Here is a 20627-nt window from a genome sequence, read left to right on the forward strand (position 1 = left end):
CCTATTACCTAGTCAAATGCCCAATGACCGTTGAAGGTCATTGGACCTGCGACTACCATCCGCCGTAGCCGCCGAACAACGAAAAGGAACTAGAAATGAAAGCTTTTGAATGGATCGACCGCGTTAAAAATGCACGCGGAATCGAGAGCGACTACGCAGCAGCGAAGGCACTGGGAGTCACCAAACAGGCAATCAGCACCTATCGCGCCAAGGGATCGACCCTTGACGAAAATGCTGCGATTTCCGTAGCAAAGCTACTAGGAATCCCGCCAGCCGGAGTAGTTTTAGACCAAGCTGCGGAACGAACAAAATCGCCGGAGATACGCGCTACCCTGCTGGCGGAAGCAAACCGGCTCTGTATATTATGTTAAATACTAGTCTTGCCGCTTACTCGATGGCGTACCGAAAAACCGTACCCAGCTGTTGGCACCCTGATTCTTCAGGGCGCGCATCCTCTGTACAAAACAGCGCATGCAGATTAAACACCGCAAGCAGTTTCTGTGGTGGTTTGGTTGGGCGTACCCTTCAACCCCAGTTTGGCCAGCATTCGGGTGTCGGCCTCTACGTCCGGGTTGCCCGTCACGAGCAGCTTGTCGCCATAGAAGATGGAATTGGCACCCGCCAAGAAGCACAAAGCCTGCACCGCGTCGCCAAGCTGCTGGCGGCCGGCGGACAGGCGTACGCGAGCCTTGGGCATGGTGATGCGGGCCACCGCGATCACGCGCACGAAGTCCAGCGGGTCCACCGGCTCGCTGTCGGCCAACGGTGTTCCGGGAACGCGCACCAGGCTGTTGATGGGCACCGACTCCGGATACGGGTTTAGGTTGGCCAACTGCGCGATGAGACCCGCGCGGTGCACCGGCGCTTCGCCCATGCCAACGATGCCGCCGCAGCACACGTTGATGCCTGCGTCGCGCACATGGCGCAGCGTATCCAGCCGGTCCTGGTACTGGCGCGTGCTGACCACGTCGCTGTAGTACTCGGGGGCCGTGTCCAGGTTGTGGTTGTAGTAGTCCAGTCCGGCATCCTTCAGCGCCAGGGCCTGGTGCGACTGCAACATGCCCAGCGTGGCGCAGGTCTGCAGGCCTAGGTCCTTCACGGCGGTGATCAGCTCGCTCATCTTTTCGATGTCGCGGTCCTTCGGTGCTCGCCAGGCGGCGCCCATGCAAAAGCGCGTCGCGCCGGCGTCCTTGGCGGCTTGCGCTGCCTGGGTTACCTCCTGCACGCTCATGAGTTTTTCGGCCTTCACGCCGGTATCGAACTCCGCCGACTGGGGGCAGTAGCCGCAGTTTTCCGGACAGCCGCCTGTTTTCACGGACAGCAGCGTGGCCAATTCGATGTCGCCCTGGGGCCAATGTGCGCGGTGCGTGGCCTGCGCGCGCCAGAGCAGTTCCATGAATGGCAGATCGAGGAGCTCCTGTACCGCTTGAATGCTCCAGCCCTCCCCTCGCTGCGTCGCAACACTCTCGGCAACGCGAGGATGAAACTGCAGTGTCTGGGTTGTATGCGGGGCTGTCGTGGCTGAGGTCATCAAATTTCTCCGGTTCTGCGGTCGCCACTGCTGGGCGCTGCTCCTGATTGTGTAAAGGCTTGAGTGGTCTGTGAAGTCTTAGCGTTCAAAAATCAGGATGAAAAGAGATGCGTCCAAAAGTGGCCTATTTGCGTTATTTTTAATGTATCTTGAAAGCATATAAGTGAAAAATGGGGAATGAAGATGGAAGAAGTAAGTCGTGTTGTTCATCTGCCATCAAGTCTCCTGTAACTCCCCTTAATTGCCAGAAACATCCTGCTGTTTTTGCTGAAGATGCGGCATGGCCATAAAAAAAGCCCTGGTCGCATGGACCAGGGCTCTCTTGTTTTTCAGCAGTCAGGGGGTTGCGTCGAAGTTTGTCCTTTTCAACCCAACGCCGCGATCACCTCGGGCGGCGCCTGCACCAGTTCGATCAGGACACCCTCCCCGGCGATCGGGAACTCGTCATTGCTCTTGGGATGCAGGAAGGTGATGTCGTAGCCCGCCGCGCCTTTGCGGATACCCCCGGGCGCAAAGCGCACACCCTGTGCGGTCAGCCATTCCACCGCCTTGGGCAGGTCATCGATCCACAGGCCGATGTGGTTCAGCGGCGTGGCGTGCACGGCAGGCTTTTTCTCGATGTCCAGGGGCTGCATGATGTCCACCTCCACCTTGAAGGCGCCCTGCCCCATGGCAAGGATGTCCTCGTCCACGTTCTCTCGCTCGCTCTGGAAGGTACCCGTCTGCGTGAGGCCGAGCATGTCCACCCACAAGGTCTTCATGCGCTGCTTGTCGGTGCCGCCGATGGCCACCTGCTGGATGCCCAGCACTTTGAAGGGGCGCGTCATCCGTTTACTCCTTTATTGATAGCTGCTAGCGCTTGCAGGACAAGCGTTAGGTGCTGTTTTCACTGAAATTCCAGGATGACCTGATCCACCGCCAGCGATTCGCCCTTGCCCGCGACGATCTTGCCCACCACGCCGTCCTGCGCCGCGAAGAGGATGTTCTCCATCTTCATGGCCTCGATCACGGCCAGCTTCTCGCCTGCCTGTACCTTCTGGCCCGGCTGCACCGCGACGTCCACCAGCAGGCCCGGCATGGGCGACAGCAGGAACTTGGACAGGTCCGGTGGCGCCTTGAAGGGCATGAGCTGGTGCAACTTTGCGCCCAGCGGCGACAGCACCAGCGCGTCGATCTGCGTACCGTTGTGGCTGATGCGCAGCGCCAGCGGGTTCTTGGCCGTGCCGCGCTCCACCTGCGCCGTGAAGCCCTTGCCGTTGCACTGGCCCTGCACGCGGATGTCGCCCAGGCCGGCCGTACTGCTGATGCGGTAGGTGGTGTTGCCGATGGTCACGGCGCTGGAGCGGCTCTCTGGCTCATAGTCGGTGACCGTCACTTCATGGTGGATGTTGTTGCCCTGTGCGCCCAGCACCACCACGGTGAACTGCGCGCCCACCTGCACCTCATGACCCGTGAGCTGGCCGCTGATGCCCGATGCACGCGCGCGGTAGCGGCGGTTCATGTACGCCGCCAGCGCCACCAGGAACAGCGGGTCGTCGTGTGGCACGTCTTCGGCGGCGAAGCCCTTGCCGTAGTGCTCGGCAATGAAGCCGGTGTTGAATTGGCCGGCCACGAATTTCGGGTGCGCCAGCAGCGCCGCCTGGAAAGGGATGTTGCTGCTGATGCCGCGGATCACGAAGCCGTTGAGCGCGGCGCGCATCTTTTCGATGGCGTCGTTGCGGTCCTGGCCGTGCACGATGAGCTTGGCGATCATCGAGTCGTAGTACATCGGGATCTCACCGCCTTCGAACACACCCGTGTCCACGCGCACGCCATACTTCTTGGTCGTGTCGCCCTGGAACATGGACTCCTCCGGCGCCTGGAAACGCACCAGCCGTCCGGTGGAGGGCAGGAAGTTGCGGAACGGGTCCTCGGCGTTGATGCGGCACTCGATGGCCCAGCCGTCGCGCTTCACGTCTTCCTGGCGGATGGCGAGCTTTTCGCCGGCGGCCACGCGGATCATGAGTTCCACCAGATCCAGGCCGGTGATGCACTCGGTCACCGGGTGCTCCACCTGCAGGCGGGTGTTCATCTCCAGGAAGTAGAAGTCCTGGTCCTTGCCGACCACGAACTCCACCGTGCCGGCGCTTTGGTAGCCCACGGCCTTGGCCAGGGCCACGGCCTGCTCGCCCATGGCCTTGCGGGTGGCGTCGCTGATGAAGGGGGATGGCGCCTCCTCGATCACCTTCTGATGGCGGCGCTGGATGGAGCATTCGCGCTCGTTCAGGTAGATCACGTTGCCGTGGGCGTCGCCCAGCACCTGGATCTCGATGTGGCGCGGCTCCTGCACGAACTTCTCGATGAAGATGCGGTCGTCGCCAAAGCTGTTGCGCGCCTCGTTCTGGCAACTGGCAAAGCCTTCAAAGGCTTCCTTGTCATTGAACGCCACGCGCAGGCCCTTGCCGCCGCCACCGGCCGAGGCCTTGATCATCACCGGGTAGCCGATGCCCTTGGCGATCTCCACCGCGGCCTCGGGCCCGGCGATGGGGTCGTTGTATCCGGGGATGGTGTTCACGCCCGCCTGGTTGGCCAGCTTCTTGGAAGCGATCTTGTCGCCCATGGCGGCGATCGCCGCATGCTTGGGGCCAATGAAGACGATGCCCTCCTCCTCCACCCGCTTGGCGAAGGCTTCGTTCTCGGACAGGAAGCCGTAGCCTGGGTGCACGGCCTGCGCGCCGGTCTGCTTGCAGGCGGCAATGATCTTGTCGGCCAGCAGATACGACTCGCGGCTGGGCGCAGCGCCGATGTGCACGGCCTCGTCGGCCAGCTTGACATGGCGCGCGTCCTTGTCGGCGTCGGAGTAGACGGCCACGGTGGCAATGCCCATCTTCTTGGCCGTGGCTATCACGCGGCAGGCGATTTCGCCTCGGTTGGCAATCAGAATTTTGGTGAACATGACGAGTTCCTCAGGGGGGAATTCAAAAACCGGTAACTAAAACGTGGGGCACTGCTGACGCAACTGCTCCACAAACCGCTGCTTCTCGCGCGGCGATAGCAAAATGCTGCGCCCTCTTCCATAGCGGATGCGCAGGCGGTCCAGCGAAAGCGCGGGCGAAGACACCCAGCTGCGCGAGGGCGACACCTCGGTCACCTCGGCCAGTGCGATGCGCCAGCAAAATGGGCCGCACTGCACGCGCAGCGTGTCCGCCGTGAACGTGTAGTGGGTATCGAGCAGCAGCCAGATCGGCAGAATCAGCGTGGACGCGATTACGATCCCGAGCACGGCCACCTCGGCCGTAGCACCCGAGCGCAGGGCCGGCGGCAGCGCCATGCCGACCGCGGCAAGGCCGGTCACGGGGCCGATGGCCAGGATCCAGCCATCGACCCGGGAGAAAAATACGGGGCGGGTGTGCATCATTGCCGGCCTGGCCTGCTTACAGCGGAATGTTCCCGTGCTTGCGCCACGGGTTATCAAGCTGCTTGTTCTTGAGCATGGCCAGGCTGCGGCAGATGCGCTTGCGTGTCTCATGCGGCAGGATCACGTCGTCGATGAAGCCGCGTGCGCCGGCGACGAACGGGTTGGCAAAGCGCGCCTTGTACTCAGCCTCGCGGGCGGCCAGCTTGGCGGGGTCGTTCTTGTCCTCGCGGAAGATGATCTCCACCGCGCCCTTGGCGCCCATCACGGCGATCTCGGCGTTCGGCCAGGCCAGGTTCACGTCGCCGCGCAGGTGTTTGGAGCTCATCACGTCGTACGCGCCGCCGTAGGCCTTGCGCGTGATGACGGTGATCTTCGGCACCGTGCATTCGGCGTACGCGTAGAGCAGCTTGGCGCCGTGCTTGATGATGCCGCCGTATTCCTGGCTGGTGCCTGGCATGAAACCGGGCACGTCCACGAAGGTGATGACGGGGATGTTGAACGCATCGCAGAAGCGCACGAAGCGCGCGGCCTTAATGGAGCTCTTGATGTCCAGGCAACCCGCCAGCACCAGCGGCTGGTTGGCCACGATGCCCACGGTCTGCCCTTCCATGCGCGCGAAGCCAATGAGAATGTTCTTGGCGTAGTCGGGCTGCAGTTCGAAGAAATCACCGTCGTCCACCGTCTTGACGATCAGCTCCTTCATGTCATACGGCTTGTTGGGGTTGTCGGGCACCAGCGTGTCCAGCGACAGGTCGGCGCGGTCGGCCGGGTCGTTGCTCGGGCGCACGGGCGCCTTTTCCTTGTTGTTAAGCGGCAGGTAGTTGTACAGGCGGCGCAGCATCATCAGCGCCTCCACGTCGTTCTCGAAGGCCATGTCAGCCACGCCGCTCTTGGTGGTGTGCGTGATGGCGCCGCCCAATTCTTCGGCCGTGACCTCTTCGTGCGTGACGGTCTTCACGACCTCGGGGCCGGTCACGAACATGTACGAGCTGTCCTTGACCATGAAGATGAAGTCGGTCATGGCCGGGCTGTACACCGCACCGCCCGCGCAGGGGCCCATGATCATGCTGATCTGCGGGATCACGCCGGACGCCAGCACATTCTTCTGGAACACGTCGGCATAGCCACCCAGGGAAGCCACGCCCTCCTGGATGCGCGCGCCGCCCGAGTCGTTCAGGCCGATCACCGGCGCACCGACCTTCATGGCCTGGTCCATGACCTTGCAGATCTTCTCGGCGTGGGTCTCGGACAGCGCGCCGCCGAACACCGTGAAGTCCTGGCTGAACACGAACACCAGGCGGCCGTTGATCATGCCGTAGCCGGTGACCACGCCATCGCCGGGGATCTTGGTGTTCTCCATGCCGAAGTCCGTGCAGCGGTGCTCCACGAACATGTCCCATTCCTCGAAGGTGCCGTCGTCCAGCAGCAGCTCGATGCGCTCGCGCGCGGTGAGCTTGCCCTTCTTGTGCTGGGCGTCGATGCGCTTCTGGCCACCGCCCAGGCGGGCGAGTTCGCGCTTTTTCTCCAGTTGATCCAGGATGTCTTGCATGATCGCTCTTTCAGTGAAGTGCTATTTAAATAGTAGCTTGCAGCGCTTGTCCAGATTGCGCTGCAAGCAGATTTCGTGCTGCAGTGGAGGCCGCTACGCGTCCCGCGGCCACGTCCTGCTGCAGGCGGGGCAGCAACTCGCGCACCTGCGGGTGCTGGCGGAAGGCCTGCTTCAGGCCCGCGTCGATGCGCTCCCACATCCACGCCAGGGATTGCCGCTCGCGCCGCGCGGCCAGGCGGCCGTTGGCCGTCTGCAGGCGGCGGAACTCCTGCACCGCGGCCCAGAAGCCATCCACCCCCTCGCCTTTCAGCGCGCTGAGCGTGATGACCTTCGGCGTCCACAGGGATTCGTCGTGGTGCGCATGCTCGGGGTTGCCATGCATGGACAGCAGGCGCAGGCTGGAAGTGATCTGCGCCTGCGCGCGTGTGGCGGCGTGCGGGTCGATGTCGGCCTTGTTGATGACCACCAGGTCGGCCAGCTCCATCACCCCCTTCTTGATGGCCTGCAGGTCGTCGCCCGCGTTGGGCAACTGCAGCACGCAGAACATGTCGGTCATGCCCTGCACGGCGATCTCGCTCTGGCCCACGCCCACGGTCTCGATGATGACCACGTCATAGCCCGCAGCCTCGCACACCAGCATGGCCTCGCGCGTCTTCTCGGCCACGCCGCCCAGCGTGCCGCTGGACGGGCTGGGGCGGATGTAGGCATCGGGGTGGACCGACAGGTGCTCCATGCGCGTCTTGTCACCGAGGATGGAGCCGCCCGAGACGGTGGATGACGGGTCGATGGCCAGCACCGCCACCTTGAGGCCTTGTGCGATGAGGTGCAGGCCCAAGGCTTCGATGAAGGTGCTCTTGCCCACGCCAGGCACGCCGCTGATGCCGAGGCGAAACGCCCGGCCCGTGTGCGGCAGCAGCGCGGTGAGCAGTTCGTCGCCCTGCGTGCGATGGTCGGCCCGCGTGGATTCCAGCAGCGTGATGGCCTTGGCCATGGCGCGGCGCCGCACGGCGGGCGCGCCGTGCAGGATGCCTTCTTGCAGCTGCTGGGGGGTCACTGCGCCTGCGCCTTCTTGATTTGCTCCAGCACGTCCTTGGCGCTGGCCGGGATCGGCGTGCCGGGGCCATAGACGCCCTTGACGCCTGCACCGTAGAGGAAGTCGTAGTCCTGCGCGGGCACCACGCCGCCCACGAAGACGATGATGTCGTCGGCGCCCTGCTTTTTCAGTTCTTCGATGATGGCGGGCACCAGCGTCTTGTGGCCCGCGGCCAGGGTGGAGACGCCCACGGCGTGCACGTCGTTCTCGATGGCCTGGCGCGCGCACTCCTCGGGGGTCTGGAACAGCGGGCCCATGTCGACATCGAACCCCAGGTCGGCAAAGGCCGTGGCCACCACCTTGGCACCGCGGTCGTGGCCGTCCTGGCCCAGCTTTGCGATCATCACGCGCGGGCGGCGACCGAGCTGTTCGGCGGCCTGATCGATTTCACCCTTGAGCTTTTCCCAGCCTTCGGCCGAGTCGTAGGCAGCAGCGTACACACCGGTCACCTTTTGCGTATCGGCGCGGTGGCGCCCGAAGATTTTTTCCAGCGCGTCGGACACCTCGCCCACCGTGGCGCGTGCGCGAATCGCCTGGATCGACAGGTCGAGCAGGTTGCCCTGGCCGCTCTCTGCTGCAGAAGTAAGAGCATCCAGCGCTTGTTGGACCTGGGCTTGATCGCGTTTTGCCTTGATGGCGTTGAGGCGCGCGATCTGGTTCTCGCGCACCTTGACGTTGTCCACCTCAAGGATGTCCACCGGGTCTTCCTTGGCAAGCTTGTACTTGTTCACGCCGACGATGACTTCCTTGCCCGAGTCGATGCGCGCCTGCTTTTCCGCAGCCGCGGCCTCGATCTTGAGCTTGGCCCAGCCGGAGTCCACGGCGGCGGTCATGCCGCCCATCGCCTCGACCTCTTCGATGATCTTCCAGGCGGCGTCGGCCATGTCCTGGGTGAGCTTTTCCATCATGTAGGAGCCGGCCCAGGGGTCGATCACGTTGGTGATGTGGGTCTCTTCCTGGATGATGAGCTGCGTGTTGCGCGCGATGCGTGCGCTGAATTCGGTGGGCAGCGCGATGGCTTCGTCCAGCGCGTTGGTGTGCAGGCTTTGCGTGCCGCCGAACACGGCCGCCATGGCCTCGATGGTGGTGCGCACCACGTTGTTGTAGGGGTCCTGCTCGGTGAGCGACCACCCCGAAGTCTGGCAGTGGGTGCGCAGCATCAGGCTCTTGGGGTTTTTGGCGTTGAAACCCTTCATGATGCGGCACCACAGCAGGCGTGCGGCGCGCATCTTGGCGATCTCCAGGTAGAAGTTCATGCCGATCGCCCAGAAGAACGACAGGCGCCCGGCAAAATCGTCCACGTCCATGCCCTTGGCGATGGCCGTCTTCACGTATTCCTTGCCGTCGGCCAGGGTGAAGGCCAGTTCCAGCGCCTGGTTGGCGCCGGCTTCCTGCATGTGGTAGCCCGAGATCGAGATCGAGTTGAACTTGGGCATGTTCTTGCTCGTGTACTCGATGATGTCGCCGATGATGCGCATCGACGGCTTGGGCGGATAGATGTAGGTGTTGCGGACCATGAACTCCTTGAGGATGTCGTTCTGGATGGTCCCGGCCAGCTTGTCCTGGCTCACGCCCTGCTCCTCCGCGGCGACCACGTAGCCGGCCAGCACGGGCAGCACGGCGCCGTTCATGGTCATGGAGACAGACACCTTGTCCAGCGGGATGCCGTCGAACAGGATCTTCATGTCCTCCACGCTGTCGATGGCCACGCCGGCCTTGCCCACGTCGCCCGTGACGCGCGGGTGGTCGCTGTCGTAGCCGCGGTGCGTGGCCAGGTCAAAGGCCACCGACACGCCCTGCCCGCCCGCGGCCAGCGCTTTGCGGTAGAAGGCGTTGGATTCTTCGGCCGTGGAAAACCCCGCGTACTGGCGGATGGTCCAGGGGCGCACGGCGTACATGGTGGCCTGCGGGCCGCGCAGGTAGGGCTCGAAGCCCGGCAGCGTATTGGCGTAGGGCAGGTCCTGTGTATCTTGCGCCGTGTACAGGGGCTTCACGCTGATGCCGTCGGGCGTCACCCAGTTCAGGGCATTCACGTCGCCGCCGGGCGCGGACTTGGCCGCGGCCTTGGCCCAGGCGGCAAGGTCGGCGGACTGGAAGATGGGATCAGGATGGCTGCTCATGGCGGGGGCGCTTTCGCAAAGATGGCAAAGAGATGTGGTTATGCGTGCTGCGTTTTCGCAATTTTGCGGAGTTTACCTGATCTGTAATTATTAATTCTTAGTTTTTTTCAGGTACAGTCCGCCCATGTCAGCCGTCACCCTCACTCCCCGCGCACTCTATGAACAAGTGGCGGAGCAACTGCGCCAGCGCATCTTCCGGCGCGAGCTGGAGCCTGGCAGCTGGATCGACGAGCTGAAGATCGCCGAGGAGTTCGGCATCAGCCGCACGCCTTTGCGCGAAGCACTCAAAGTACTGGCGGCGGAAGGCCTGGTCACCATGAAGGTGCGCCGTGGCGCCTACGTGACCGAGATGTCCGACAAGGACCTGCACGATGTCTACCACCTGCTCAGCCTGCTGGAGAGCGACGCGGCAGGCGTGGTGGCCGCCCGTGCCACGCCGGAGCAACTGCGCGAACTGGAGCAGCTGCATGCCGACCTGGCCGCCGCCGTGCAGGACCGCGACCGCTTCTTCACCATCAATGAGCGCATCCACATGCGCCTGCTGGAGATGGCCGACAACCGCTGGCGCAGCCAGATGGTGGCCGACCTGCGCAAGGTCATGAAGCTCAACCGCCACAACTCGCTGCTCAAGCAGGGACGCATCGAGGATTCGCTGGCCGAGCACGAAACCATCCTGGCCGCGCTGCGCGCGCGCGACCCGCAGGCCACAGTGGCCGCCATGTCCGCGCATTTCGCGCATGGGCTGGAGGCAGCGGGCTGACCGGGCCCGCCCCCCATCCGCCTTTCTTTTTCCGTCGCGCGAGCGACAAGTTTGCGAACGATCGTGCGAAAACGCGCGTGCCCGGCCTATGATTCCGCTTTTTGCCCGGCGGCTTGGCTCCGCAATGGCGCCCCGCCCTGCCGGCACGCACTGCACGTATTGCACGCATGAAGTTCCCCACCCCCGACCTGCGCGGCGTGCAGACGCTGCCCGAACTGCTGGCGTTCCGCGCCGCCCTCACTCCCCACAGCGAGGCCTACCGTGCCTGCGACCCCGGCACCGGCCAGTGGATCAGCCTGACCTGGGCACAGACCCAGGAGCGCGTGCAGCAGTGGAGCCGCGCCATTGCCGCATCGGGCCTGCCGCAGGGGGCGCGCATCGCCATCCTGCTGCCCAACGGGCTGGAAGCCATGAGCATCGACCAGGCCGTGATGGCCACGGGCTGTGTGCCCGTGCCCCTGCATGCCATCGACAATCCGGGCAGCATTGCCTACATCCTGGCGGATGCCGAGGTGTCGCTGCTCGTCGTGGAAGAGCCAGAGCAATGGCGGCGCATCCGCGACGTGGGCATGCCGCTTCCGCACCTGATGGGCGTGGTGACGACCAACGCCAGCATCGGCCTGCCCACCGCCGCCGAGCAGGACGTACCGGTCGCACCGCTGGCTGCCTGGCTGCAGCATGCCGCGGCAGATACGCCGCTGCCCCCGCCGCCCGGCCCTGAGGATCTGGCGGCGATCGTCTACACCAGCGGCACCACCGGCAAGCCCAAGGGGGTGATGCTCAGCCATGCCAACGTGGTGGCCGACGTGAAGGCGGTGCTGGAGCGCATCGCCCCCACGCCACAGGATGTGTTCCTGTCCTTCCTGCCGCTGTCGCACACCTTCGAGCGCACGGGCGGCTACTACCTGCCCATGGCCTCGGGCAGTTGCGTGGTCTATGCGCGCTCGGTGGCGCAACTGGCGGAGGATTTGAAGAATGTGCGCCCCACGGTGCTGGTGTCGGTGCCGCGCATTTATGAACGCGTGCATGCAAAGCTCATCGAGACGCTGTCGCCCTCGCCCTTGAAGATGCAGCTGTTCCAGGCCGCGCAGGCCGTGGGCTGGAAGCGGTTTTGCGCCGCGCAGCGCCTGCCAGCACCCCAGGACGACGGCGCGGGCGGCTGGATGCGCGCCCTGCCCTGGCCGCTGTTGCGTGCCCTGGTGGCCAAGCCGCTGCTGGCGCAGTTCGGTGGCCGCGTGCGCGTGGCCGTGAGCGGGGGCGCGCCGCTGTCGCCCACCATCGCGCACTGCTTCCTGGGCCTGGGCCTGCAACTGGTGCAGGGCTACGGCATGACCGAAACCACGCCCGTGGTCAGCGTGAACACGCTGGAGGACAACGACCCATCCACCGTCGGCCGCGCCTTGCCGGGCGTGGAGGTGCGCATCGGCGAGAACCGCGAACTGCAGTTGCGCGGCCCTATCGTCATGAAGGGCTACTGGAAGCGCCCCGAGGACACGGCCCGCACCGTCTCCGCCGACGGCTGGCTGGGCACGGGCGACCAGGCCGAGATCGTCGGCGGCCGCATCCGCATCCTGGGGCGCATCAAGGAAATCATCGTCACCTCCACGGGCGAGAAGGTGCCGCCGGCCGACCTGGAGCTGGCCATCACCGCCGATGCGCTGTTCGAGCAGGCCTTTGTGGTGGGCGAGCAGCGCCCCTTCATCGCCTGCGTGGCCGTGGTGCATGCCGAAGAGTGGCGCCAACTGGCCGGGCAACTGGGGCTGGACGCCAACGACCCTGCCAGCCTTGCGCACCCCAGCGCCCAACGGGCGGCACTGGCGCGCATCGAGAAGCTGGCGGCCGGCTTCCCGCGTTATGCGGTGCCGCGCGCCGTGCATCTGGTGCGCGAGCCATGGACGATCGAGAACGCGTTCATGACACCCACGCTCAAGCTCAAGCGCACCAACCTCATGGCGCACTACGCGGCCGCCATCGAGGCCATGTACCAAAAGCGCTGATCAGGCCCCCACCGCTTGCAATGACCGCGCAAGCGGGGCCTGGGCCGACCCGGCGTCCCCCTCGCTTCCCGGCGCGCGGTAGATGCGCCCGAACCGATTGGCCAGGAAGTCCTCCAGCGCGATCTGCTCTTGCCCGATGAAACCGGCCTGCGGAAGCTGGCCCGCCATGACCAGGTCCAGCGCCGCGCAGATGCCCGCGGCCGTGGTGCGTTGGATGGCGCTGAGCATCTGCCCGCGCACCGATGCGCCCAGGATGTGGGCGGCATAGCTTTCCTGCACCAACCGGCCGTCCCGCTGGCCGCGCGCGCTGGCGAGGATCACGATCACGTCTTGCTGCGTGGTCGGGACGGCGCCGTCCAGCAGTTCCTTGAGCAGGTCGCGCCGGTCGCGCAGGCGCAGTTCGTGCAGCAGCAGCTGCAGGATGGCATGGTGGCCGGGGTAGCGCACCGACTTGTAGTCGAGCTGCTGCACGCGCCCCTCCCAGGTCTGGGGCAACGTGCCCAGGCCGCCCGAGGTATTGAAGGCCTCGTATTCCACGCCGTCGATCAGCAGCGTTTCCAACCCGTCGAGCGCAGGCACGCTGGTGCGCCGGCCCTGCACGATGGCGTCGCACGGGTTGCAGTATTCGTTGATCAGGCCCTCGGTGCTCCAGGTCATGGCGTAACGCAGGGCGCCCTGGGGGTAGCGCGGCAGCGCCCCCACGCGCAGTTGCAGCGCTTCCACGCGGTCCAGGCGCTGCGCCAGGGCGTTTCCCACCACGCCGATGAAGCCGGGCGCCAGCCCGCACTGCGGCATGAGCGCGCTGCGCGCGCCTTCAGCCAGCGCCTGGATGGCACGGGTGCTGGCCACGTCCTCCGTCAGGTCGAAGTAGTGCACGCCATGGCGCGCGCACAGCGTGGCCACCGGCATGGCCTGGTGGAACGGCAGCGCGTTGAGCACCGCATGGTGCCCGGAAATGGCAGCCTCCAGCATGGCGTCGTCCGTCACCTGCAAGGTGGCGGCGCTGTTGACTTGCAGGCGCTTCAGTGCGGCGGCGTCGCGGTCGGCCACGGTGAGCGTGTAGCTGCCCGCGTCCTCCAATAGCAGCGCAATGGCACGGCCGATATGGCCCGCGCCCAGGATCAGCACGCGGTGCGGGTGGGAAGCATTGACGGGATGCAGGCGGGTCATGGCGGTCTCCTTGCGTTGTCGTTCGGTAGAGACATGCTAGGCCGGATCGTTGTCAGTGTGTAGCATCACAACTGTCGATAAAAGCATCACCGACCGTCATATCGACGGCATTGCACGACGTATCGGCAGCATTGGAGATGCCCGTGGAACTGGACGCACTGGACCAACAACTGCTCAGCCTGCTGCAGGCCAACGCGCGCGAGGGCACGGCCGAGCTGGCGCGCCGCCTGGGCCTGGCGCGCACCACGGTGGTGGCGCGCATCGCGCGGCTGGAGCGTGAAGGGGTGGTCGCCGGCTACGGCGTGCGCCTGGGCCAGCGGCTGGCAGGCAGCGCCGTGCGCGCGTGGTGCGCACTGCGCGTGCTGCCCAAGGCCGGGCCGGCGGTGCTGCAAACGTTGCAGGCCCTGCCCCAGGTGGAAGAGGTTTCGGCGGTGAGCGGGCCGTTCGACTACCTGGTGTTCCTGCGCTGCACCAGCCACGAGCAGCTCGACGGCCTGCTGGACCGCATCGGCCAGCTGGACGGCGTGCAGAACACGCAGACCAGCATCGTGCTCAGCCGCAAGATCGACCGTCGCAGCGTGGGCGGTTGATGCTCTATTAATGAGAGCTGCTAGCGCTTGATGGATAAGCGCTGAGGCCGTTTTCCTTCTGTAATCAGCCCAGCAGCCAACCTGCTGCGCCGCACAACGGCACCACCAGCCACGGCGGCACGCGCGCCCATACCAGCGCGGCAAAGGCCGCCAGTGCCAACGCCAGGTCGGCTGGCGCATGGATGGCGCTGGTCCACACCGGGTGGTAGAGCGCCGCCAGCAGCAGGCCCACCACGGCGGCATTCACGCCCGCCAAGGCCGCCCGGGCACGTGCGTTGTGCCGCAGCCGATCCCAGAACGGTAGCGCGCCCGCCACCAGCAGGAATGCTGGCACGAAGATCGCCACCAGGCATACGGCCGCGTCCAGCCAGCCGCCCGCGCCGTGGCCTGCCGCCGCGCCCAGAAAGGCCGCAAAGGTGAACAGCGGCCCCGGCACCGCCTGCGCCAATCCATAGCCTGCCAGGAAATCGTCGGCCGCCACCCAGCCGGTGGCCACCACCTCGGCCTGCAGCAGCGGCAGCACGACGTGGCCGCCGCCGAACACCAGGGCGCCGGCGCGGTAGAACGCATCGGCCAGCACCAGCCATCCTTGAGGCCAGGCGCGCGCAGCCAGCGGCAGCAACACCAGCAGCGCCGCAAATGCGGCCAGCAGCAGCGCTCCGGTACGCGGTCGCAGCCCGGCCGCCAGCCCGCTCTGCGATGGTGGAGCCGGCATGGCGCTCGCGCGCCCCCACAGGGCCAAGCCGGCCAGCGCCGCCACCAGCATGGCGCCCACCTGCCCCACCACGCCCGGCCACAGCAGCGCAAGCGCACAGGCCAGCGCCATCAGCAGCAGCCGTGCGGGCCCGCGGCACAGGCTGCGCGCCATGCCCCAGACGGCTTGCGCCACCACGGCCACGGCCGCCACCTTCAGGCCGTGCAGCACGCCCGCGGGCATGAGGCCCTGCCCCGCCACCAAGCCCAGGCCCAGCAGCGCCATCACCAGCGCGGATGGCAGCGTGAAACCCAGCCAGGCCGCCAGTGCGCCGCCCCACCCCGCTTGGCGCAGGCCCAGCGCCAGGCCCACCTGGCTGCTGGCGGGGCCGGGCAGGAACTGGCACAGCGCCACCAGGTCGGCATAGGCGTCTTCCGTCAGCCAACCGCGGCGCGCGACGAATTCCTCGCGGAAGTAGCCCAGATGGGCCACCGGCCCGCCGAACGACGTCAGGCCCAGGCGCAAGAAGATGAGGAACACCCGCCAGGCGCTGGCGTGGTGGCGGGTGGCGGCGAAAGGAGAAATGGGTGGCATGCAGCGGGCGAGAAACCCCGAGTATCGCTATTGCGCGTGGCGCGCGGATGACTGGCGCCGCGTGCCAGCAGCGGAGCGCGACGCGTGCGCGCGCAAGCAGACCTCCTGATTTTGCAGCCGCAGCCGCTGTGGGGCATCAGATAGCGCAGGGCCCCATCCACACCCCGCTGCGCAGGCCGGCCGGCGGCTGCTGCGCCCAGACCTGGGCACACACCTCCCAGGCGGGCTCCTGCACGTTCAGGCCCGCGAAAATGCCGTAGCCTTCGCCCGCACGGATGTCCTCACCCGCGCTCAGGCTCTCGCCGGCCTTGATGGCGCCCTGCGTGTGGATGCACTCGCCCGCCTTGATGCCCCAGCCGGCCTCCAGATGCGTCAGGCCGCTGATGGCTCCGCCGACCACGATGCCCTGCCCTGCGCGCAGGCTGCCTTCGCCGCTCACATGCCCGCCCACGCGCAGGCTTTTGCCGCAGTCGATGCCGCCGTGCACCAGCAGGTCCTGCCCCACGAAGGCGCTGGCGCCCACGCTGAGCGCGCCGTGGCAGACCACGTCCCACGCCGCTCGCAGGTCGCCGCCGCAGTGCAGCGATTCCTGCACCTGCACGCCCCAGTCGGTGCGCAGGTGGCCGCCGCAGTGCAGCCGCCCATCGCTGTGGATGTGCGCGCCGGCGCGGATGTCCTCGCCCGCCACGATGGCGCTGCCGGCGCGGATGCCGCCCCCCGCATGGAGGGAGCGGCCGACGTGGATCACGCCGTCCACCTCGATGCCGCCGCGCACCTGCACGGTGCCCGCGAACACCAGGGCCTCGGCCTCCAGGCTGTCCAGGTGCAGCACTGCGTTCGAGGGGCCGAACTGGCCCAGCAGCCACAGCGCGTCGTCCACGCGGCCGGCGGCCACCAGCTGGTCCAGCGCCTGCTGGTAGCCCACACCGTCCTCGACATGGCGCACGAACCAGCGAAAGCCGTTGGCGCAGGGGCTCTTGGCCCGGAGAAACTGCTTGGTGAATTCCATGCGACGCTCCAATCCTTGCAAGGCGCCCGTGCGGTGCTGCTGCGGGGGCCCGGGGTGACCCGGCGAACGAAGGGCCCGCGCGAGCGGGCGTGGGAAGGCGTCGTCCACCGTTGCGCAGGGCGGGTGCCCGGCGATGGTGGTTCTGCGCGTTGGAAAGAGGAAGGGTGCTTTATCGCCGGGCGAAGGAATGTGCGACCGGCTGGTATGGCCAGAGCACACGCGCCACGACGCACACGCGGTTGCGCGCAAGGGTGCGGCGGACGGGTGTGGTCGGGAACATGGGTGCGCATGCTAGCAGTGCGCAGTCCGCGGGACAACCTTGTCGCACGGCGGCGCGCGGTCTTTGGTGCGCCGCCGTGCGTGCTGCGCGGCGGATGTGCATGCGCACCCGCCGCGGGCCGGGGATGGCGGTGTCAGAACGACACGCGCACGCCCACCGTCACGTTGCGCCCTGCCAGCGGGGCCGCGTCCTTGATGAACGAGGTGTGGGCGTAGGCCAGGCGGTCCGTGAGGTTGCGCGCCTTCAGGTACACCTGCCATGGCGTGCCACTGCCCGTGCGGCCGTTGTAGGCCAGGCCCAGGTTCAGCATGCCGTAGCCAGGCGTGGCGGTCTCGAACGCGGCCACGCGGTTCTGCCGCGCTACCTGCACCCATTCCACCGCGCCGTCCCAGTCGCGCCAGTTGGCATCCAGGCGCAGGCCCACGCGTGCGGGGGCGATGCGCGGCAGCCGCTCGCCACCGTCCAGGCGGGCACGCACGCTGTCCCCGAACAGGGTGACCCCCAGGCGCTGCGTGATGCGCTGGCGCACCCGGCCCTCCATGCCGGTAAAGGTGGCGCCCGCCTGGCTGTACTGCAGCAGCTGCAGGCCGTCCAGTTCGTCGAGCGTGCGGCCGTAGATGTAGTTGCGGATGCGGTTGTGGAACACGCTCACGTCAAACGTGGTGTCCCCGCTGGTCTTGCGCAGGCTCAGGTCAATGTTGCGCGAGGTTTCCGCACGCAGACTGGCGTCGCCACGCTCGTAGGTGGACGTGGCCATGTGCAGGCCGCGTGCGTACAGCTCCTCGGCGGTGGGCGCACGGTGGGCGCGGGTGATGCTCGCACCCGCGGCGTAGCCAGGCGCAAAGCGCCACACCGCGCCCAGCGATGCGGAGGTGCCGTGGTGGCGCCGCTCTACACCGCTGTCCTGCGCTTCGGCGCTTTGGCGGTCGTGACGCAGCGCGGTCTCGATGCGCCAGTCGCCATGCCAGTCGCCCAGGCGGTATTCCTCCAGCAGAAACACGCCCCACTGGCGCGTGAGGGTGGGTTGCACGTAGGCCTCTTCTCCCGCCGCGCTGAACTTGCGCTGCCCGGTCTGCAGGCCCAGCACGCCGCGCCAGCCGGCCACGGGCTCGTGCTGCAGTTCCACGCGCAGGTCGTGGGCCTTGTTCTTGAAGGTGGTGGCGACGGTGCCCTCCTCCACCTCGTCGTGTACGTAGTCGGTCACGCCCGCGCGCAGGCGCAGGGCGGAGAAGCCGGTGAACGGGTCGCGCAGCTCGCCGCGGATGTCCACGCGCTCGCTGCGCAGATCCACCACAGGAACGGCTTCGTGACCGTGGTCATGGTCGTGGTCATGCCCGTCGTCATCGTGGTCGTGCTCGTCATGGCTGCCGCAGTGCAGGTGGTTGCCATGGGTGTGGCAGCCTTCGAAACTGTGGCTGTGGCCCGGCAGGCCGTATTTGGCGTTCTGGCGTGTGAAGGCCAGGCCCAGGTAGCCGCGGCTGCCAACCCAGGACAGCCCCACGCTGCCGGTACCCGTGCGGTTGAAGCTGCCGGGCACGCGGCGCCCCTCGGCCCAGCCGCTGCCCACGCGGTAATCGTCGGCGTCCCGACCGGCGGCCTCCACGTGCACGGCCAGGTTGCCCGCGCCGCCGGTCAGCGCGACAGCGCCGGCCTTTTCGCGGGCCGCACTGCCGGCGCGCAGCTCGGCGCTGCCTTCGTAGCCCTTGTCAGGCACGGCCGTGGGCACCTTGCCGTCCAGCACGTTGACCACGCCGCCCACGGCGCCGCCGCCGTAGACCAGTGCCGACGGCCCGCGCAGCACTTCGACCTGCGTGGCCAGCAGCGGCTCGGCCGCCACGGCGTGGTCCGGGCTGACGGTGGAGGCGTCGTGCAGTTCGGACCCGTCAGAGAGCACGCGCACGCGCGGGCCGTCCATGCCGCGGATCACAGGGCGGCTGGCGCCCGCGCCGAAATGGCTGCCGGTGATGCCCGGCTCGCCGTCCAGGGTTTCGCCCAGCGTGGCTTCGCGCTGGCGCACAAGGGCGTCGCCCTCCAGCACAGACACGGGCTGCGTCATTTCGGACACGCCCAGCTGCAAACCGCTGGAGGACACGGTGACCTCGGGCAGGCGGGCATCCGCCTGCGCCCAGGCGGGTGCTGCGCTGGTCAGGCACAGCAGCGCGGCCCAGGCCAGCGGGTGCATTGCGCCCGGCATGCGGGCGAAAGGGGTGAAGGAGTTCATACAACGATTTCCGTCAAAAGGCGGCAGGCGCGCGCGAACGCTCGGGCCGCACGCGGCCGCGCTTGAAAATTTGATCCAAAACTGCCTCTAGCGCTTATGTATCAAGCGCGAGCAGCTATAAAAAGAGGAGTTTTTGCGACGCCGGCACGCAAAGGCGGCGGCGCGAGGCGGGGAGCCTCAGGCGCTCAGGGGCGGAGCGCGGGCATGGAAAGGCGCCGCCCGGCCCGCGCGCGGCACCGGCGCGGCGGACCTGACAGGGGGTAGCTGCGGCTGTGCCTGGACCTGCGCGGGGGCCTGGCCCAGCGCGGCGCCCACCAGCGTCTGCTCGTCCAGCACCTGGCAGTCCGCGGCGCCGTGCCCGGCAAACAGCGCATGCAGGGTGTCCAGGGCCTGTTGCCCGGCGCTTGCCGCATCCCGTGCATGCCCGTCGTCGTGCAAGGCATGCGCCAGCCCTTGCCCCGCGGGCAGGTGCAACACCTGGTGCATGCGCCCGAGCGCGGGCGCGAGCACCAGCGCGAGCAGCAGCCAGGCCAGGGCCAGGCGGCGGCGCAGGTGCAGCATGAGCGCGGGTGTCAGGGACATGCGGGCTGGGCGAAAGGTGCAGTCGTCAGTGGGCGTGCTTCATGCCGCAGTACTTGCCGATCGCCAGGTTCTTGCAGGCGGCCTGCAATTCCTTGCGGCAGGTTTCTTCGCCCTTGCCGGATTCCAAGCACTTGGCAGCGGCCTCGTGCGCCGCGGCCATGGCGCGGTGGCGCTCGATGTCGACCTTGGTCTGCTGCGCGGTGTGCTCCTGTGCGTGCGCGACGGCGGCGCAGCCCAGCAGCAGGGTGGCGAGCCAGGGTTTCATGGGTTGCTTCCTCCAAAGTAACACCGCGCCGCTGTTGCGGCGCGGGCCCGGGAGGATAGCGCAGGAACCCGCGGGGATTCACAAAAAGGCTGCGCGGATGCGCCGCTGTGGGAAGGCGGTGGACCCGCTGGCGGCGACCTGGGCCGCGCAGCGGTCAGGCGCCGGGCTTGAGGTGCCGTGCGAAGGTCTTGCGGAACTTCTCCACCTTCGGCCCCACGACGAAGGCGCAGTAGCCCTGGTTGGGGTGGTTGCGGTAGTAGTCCTGGTGGTAGTCCTCCGCGGGCCAGTAGTTCACCAGGGGTGCCACCTCGGTCACCACGGGCGCGCCAAAGAGCTTGTCCTGCCCCATCTGGCGCAACAGCTCTTCGGCCACGTCCTGGTGCGCGGGGTCGGTGAAGTAGATGGCGCTGCGGTACTGCGTGCCCACATCGTTGCCCTGGCGGTTGAGGGTGGTGGGGTCGTGCGTGGCGAAGAAGATCTCCAAGATCTCGCGCACGCCGATCTGCGCGGGGTCGAAGGTCACGCGCACCACTTCGGCGTGGCCGGTCGTGCCGCTGCACACCTGCTCGTAGGTGGGCTCGGCTACGTCGCCATTGGCATAGCCGCTTTGCACGTCGGTCACGCCGCGCACGCGGTCGAACACGGCTTCGGTGCACCAGAAGCACCCGCCGCCGAGGGTGATGGACTGCAGATCGGACATGGGATTGCGCCTCGTGAAGGGGATAAAAGCCTCATCATAGAAATGAAGCGAAGGCGCCGTCCCGCGTCTGCCCTT

18 protein-coding genes are annotated in these 20627 nt (G+C 66.8%); 4 read left to right on the forward strand and 14 right to left on the reverse strand.

Translation table 11 applies throughout. The features are described 5' to 3' along the window. Window positions 1-95: 95 nt before the first annotated feature. Window positions 96-371 (forward strand): hypothetical protein, encoded by a 276-nt coding sequence (locus BA022_RS19080; RefSeq protein WP_148665132.1) that lies wholly within the window; start codon window positions 96-98, stop codon window positions 369-371. A 107-nt stretch (window positions 372-478) separates the two neighbouring features. Here BA022_RS19080 and bioB read toward each other — a convergent pair whose 3' ends face one another. The 7 genes from bioB to scpA all read right to left on the reverse strand — a co-directional run bounded on the left by bioB (window position 479) and on the right by scpA (window position 9690). Beyond that, window positions 479-1531 (reverse strand): biotin synthase BioB, encoded by a 1053-nt coding sequence (gene bioB, locus BA022_RS04995; protein ID WP_088886749.1) that lies wholly within the window; start codon window positions 1529-1531, stop codon window positions 479-481. Window positions 1532-1896: 365 nt separating this feature from the next. Further along, complete coding sequence (locus BA022_RS05000; RefSeq protein ID WP_015913377.1) at window positions 1897-2358, reverse strand: VOC family protein; 462 nt, start codon at window positions 2356-2358, stop codon at window positions 1897-1899. Between the two features lie 59 nt (window positions 2359-2417). Continuing rightward, window positions 2418-4466 carry an acetyl-CoA carboxylase biotin carboxylase subunit gene (locus BA022_RS05005; RefSeq protein WP_088886750.1) on the reverse strand — a complete coding sequence of 683 codons (2049 nt, stop codon included), beginning with the start codon at window positions 4464-4466 and terminating at the stop codon, window positions 2418-2420. A 36-nt stretch (window positions 4467-4502) separates the two neighbouring features. Then, a complete protein-coding gene (locus tag BA022_RS05010; protein WP_088886751.1) occupies window positions 4503-4928 on the reverse strand; it encodes a PH domain-containing protein in 426 nt (141 codons plus the stop codon). Between the two features lie 16 nt (window positions 4929-4944). Beyond that, entirely contained in the window at window positions 4945-6477 is a 1533-nt protein-coding gene (locus tag BA022_RS05015) for an acyl-CoA carboxylase subunit beta (RefSeq protein ID WP_015913374.1), read from the reverse strand. 25 nt (window positions 6478-6502) lie between these two features. Next, window positions 6503-7531, reverse strand: coding sequence for a methylmalonyl Co-A mutase-associated GTPase MeaB (gene meaB, locus BA022_RS05020; protein WP_015913373.1), 1029 nt, complete (start codon window positions 7529-7531; stop codon window positions 6503-6505). Beyond that, on the reverse strand, window positions 7528-9690 hold the full coding sequence (scpA, locus tag BA022_RS05025) for a methylmalonyl-CoA mutase (RefSeq protein ID WP_088886752.1): 2163 nt from the start codon (window positions 9688-9690) through the stop codon (window positions 7528-7530). The genes meaB and scpA overlap by 4 nt, the downstream gene beginning before the upstream one ends. 124 nt (window positions 9691-9814) lie before the next feature. Here scpA and BA022_RS05030 point away from each other — a divergent pair, with 124 nt between their 5' ends. After that, window positions 9815-10450 carry a GntR family transcriptional regulator gene (locus BA022_RS05030; protein ID WP_015913371.1) on the forward strand — a complete coding sequence of 212 codons (636 nt, stop codon included), beginning with the start codon at window positions 9815-9817 and terminating at the stop codon, window positions 10448-10450. Window positions 10451-10617: 167 nt separating this feature from the next. Further along, window positions 10618-12447: an AMP-dependent synthetase/ligase gene (locus tag BA022_RS05035; RefSeq protein ID WP_088886753.1), complete on the forward strand. Its 1830-nt coding sequence runs from the start codon at window positions 10618-10620 to the stop codon at window positions 12445-12447. Here the strand turns inward: BA022_RS05035 and BA022_RS05040 are convergent, their stop codons facing one another. After that, on the reverse strand, window positions 12448-13617 hold the full coding sequence (locus BA022_RS05040) for a saccharopine dehydrogenase NADP-binding domain-containing protein (RefSeq protein WP_088886754.1): 1170 nt from the start codon (window positions 13615-13617) through the stop codon (window positions 12448-12450). Between the two features lie 137 nt (window positions 13618-13754). On the opposite strand from BA022_RS05040, the gene BA022_RS05045 reads away from it, so the two are divergent. Further along, window positions 13755-14207, forward strand: a complete 453-nt coding sequence (locus BA022_RS05045) for an Lrp/AsnC family transcriptional regulator (protein WP_011805279.1) — start codon at window positions 13755-13757, stop codon at window positions 14205-14207. Window positions 14208-14271: 64 nt separating this feature from the next. On the opposite strand, the gene chrA is transcribed toward BA022_RS05045, so the two are convergent. The 6 genes from chrA to msrA all read right to left on the reverse strand — a co-directional run bounded on the left by chrA (window position 14272) and on the right by msrA (window position 20552). Continuing rightward, a complete protein-coding gene (gene chrA / locus BA022_RS05050) occupies window positions 14272-15495 on the reverse strand; it encodes a chromate efflux transporter (RefSeq protein ID WP_088886755.1) in 1224 nt (407 codons plus the stop codon). A 136-nt stretch (window positions 15496-15631) separates the two neighbouring features. Continuing rightward, entirely contained in the window at window positions 15632-16504 is an 873-nt protein-coding gene (locus tag BA022_RS05055) for a hypothetical protein (protein ID WP_088886756.1), read from the reverse strand. 413 nt (window positions 16505-16917) lie between these two features. Next, entirely contained in the window at window positions 16918-19005 is a 2088-nt protein-coding gene (locus BA022_RS05060; RefSeq protein WP_088886757.1) for a TonB-dependent receptor domain-containing protein, read from the reverse strand. A gap of 177 nt (window positions 19006-19182) precedes the next feature. After that, window positions 19183-19587 (reverse strand): hypothetical protein, encoded by a 405-nt coding sequence (locus tag BA022_RS05065; RefSeq protein WP_088886758.1) that lies wholly within the window; start codon window positions 19585-19587, stop codon window positions 19183-19185. A gap of 25 nt (window positions 19588-19612) precedes the next feature. Continuing rightward, on the reverse strand, window positions 19613-19852 hold the full coding sequence (locus tag BA022_RS05070) for a hypothetical protein (RefSeq protein WP_015913363.1): 240 nt from the start codon (window positions 19850-19852) through the stop codon (window positions 19613-19615). A 154-nt stretch (window positions 19853-20006) separates the two neighbouring features. After that, on the reverse strand, window positions 20007-20552 hold the full coding sequence (gene msrA, locus BA022_RS05075) for a peptide-methionine (S)-S-oxide reductase MsrA (protein WP_011805273.1): 546 nt from the start codon (window positions 20550-20552) through the stop codon (window positions 20007-20009). Between the last annotated feature and the right edge of the window lie 75 nt (window positions 20553-20627).

Origin of the sequence: Diaphorobacter nitroreducens, from assembly GCF_002214645.1 — a bacterium.
GTDB lineage: Bacteria > Pseudomonadota > Gammaproteobacteria > Burkholderiales > Burkholderiaceae_C > Diaphorobacter > Diaphorobacter nitroreducens.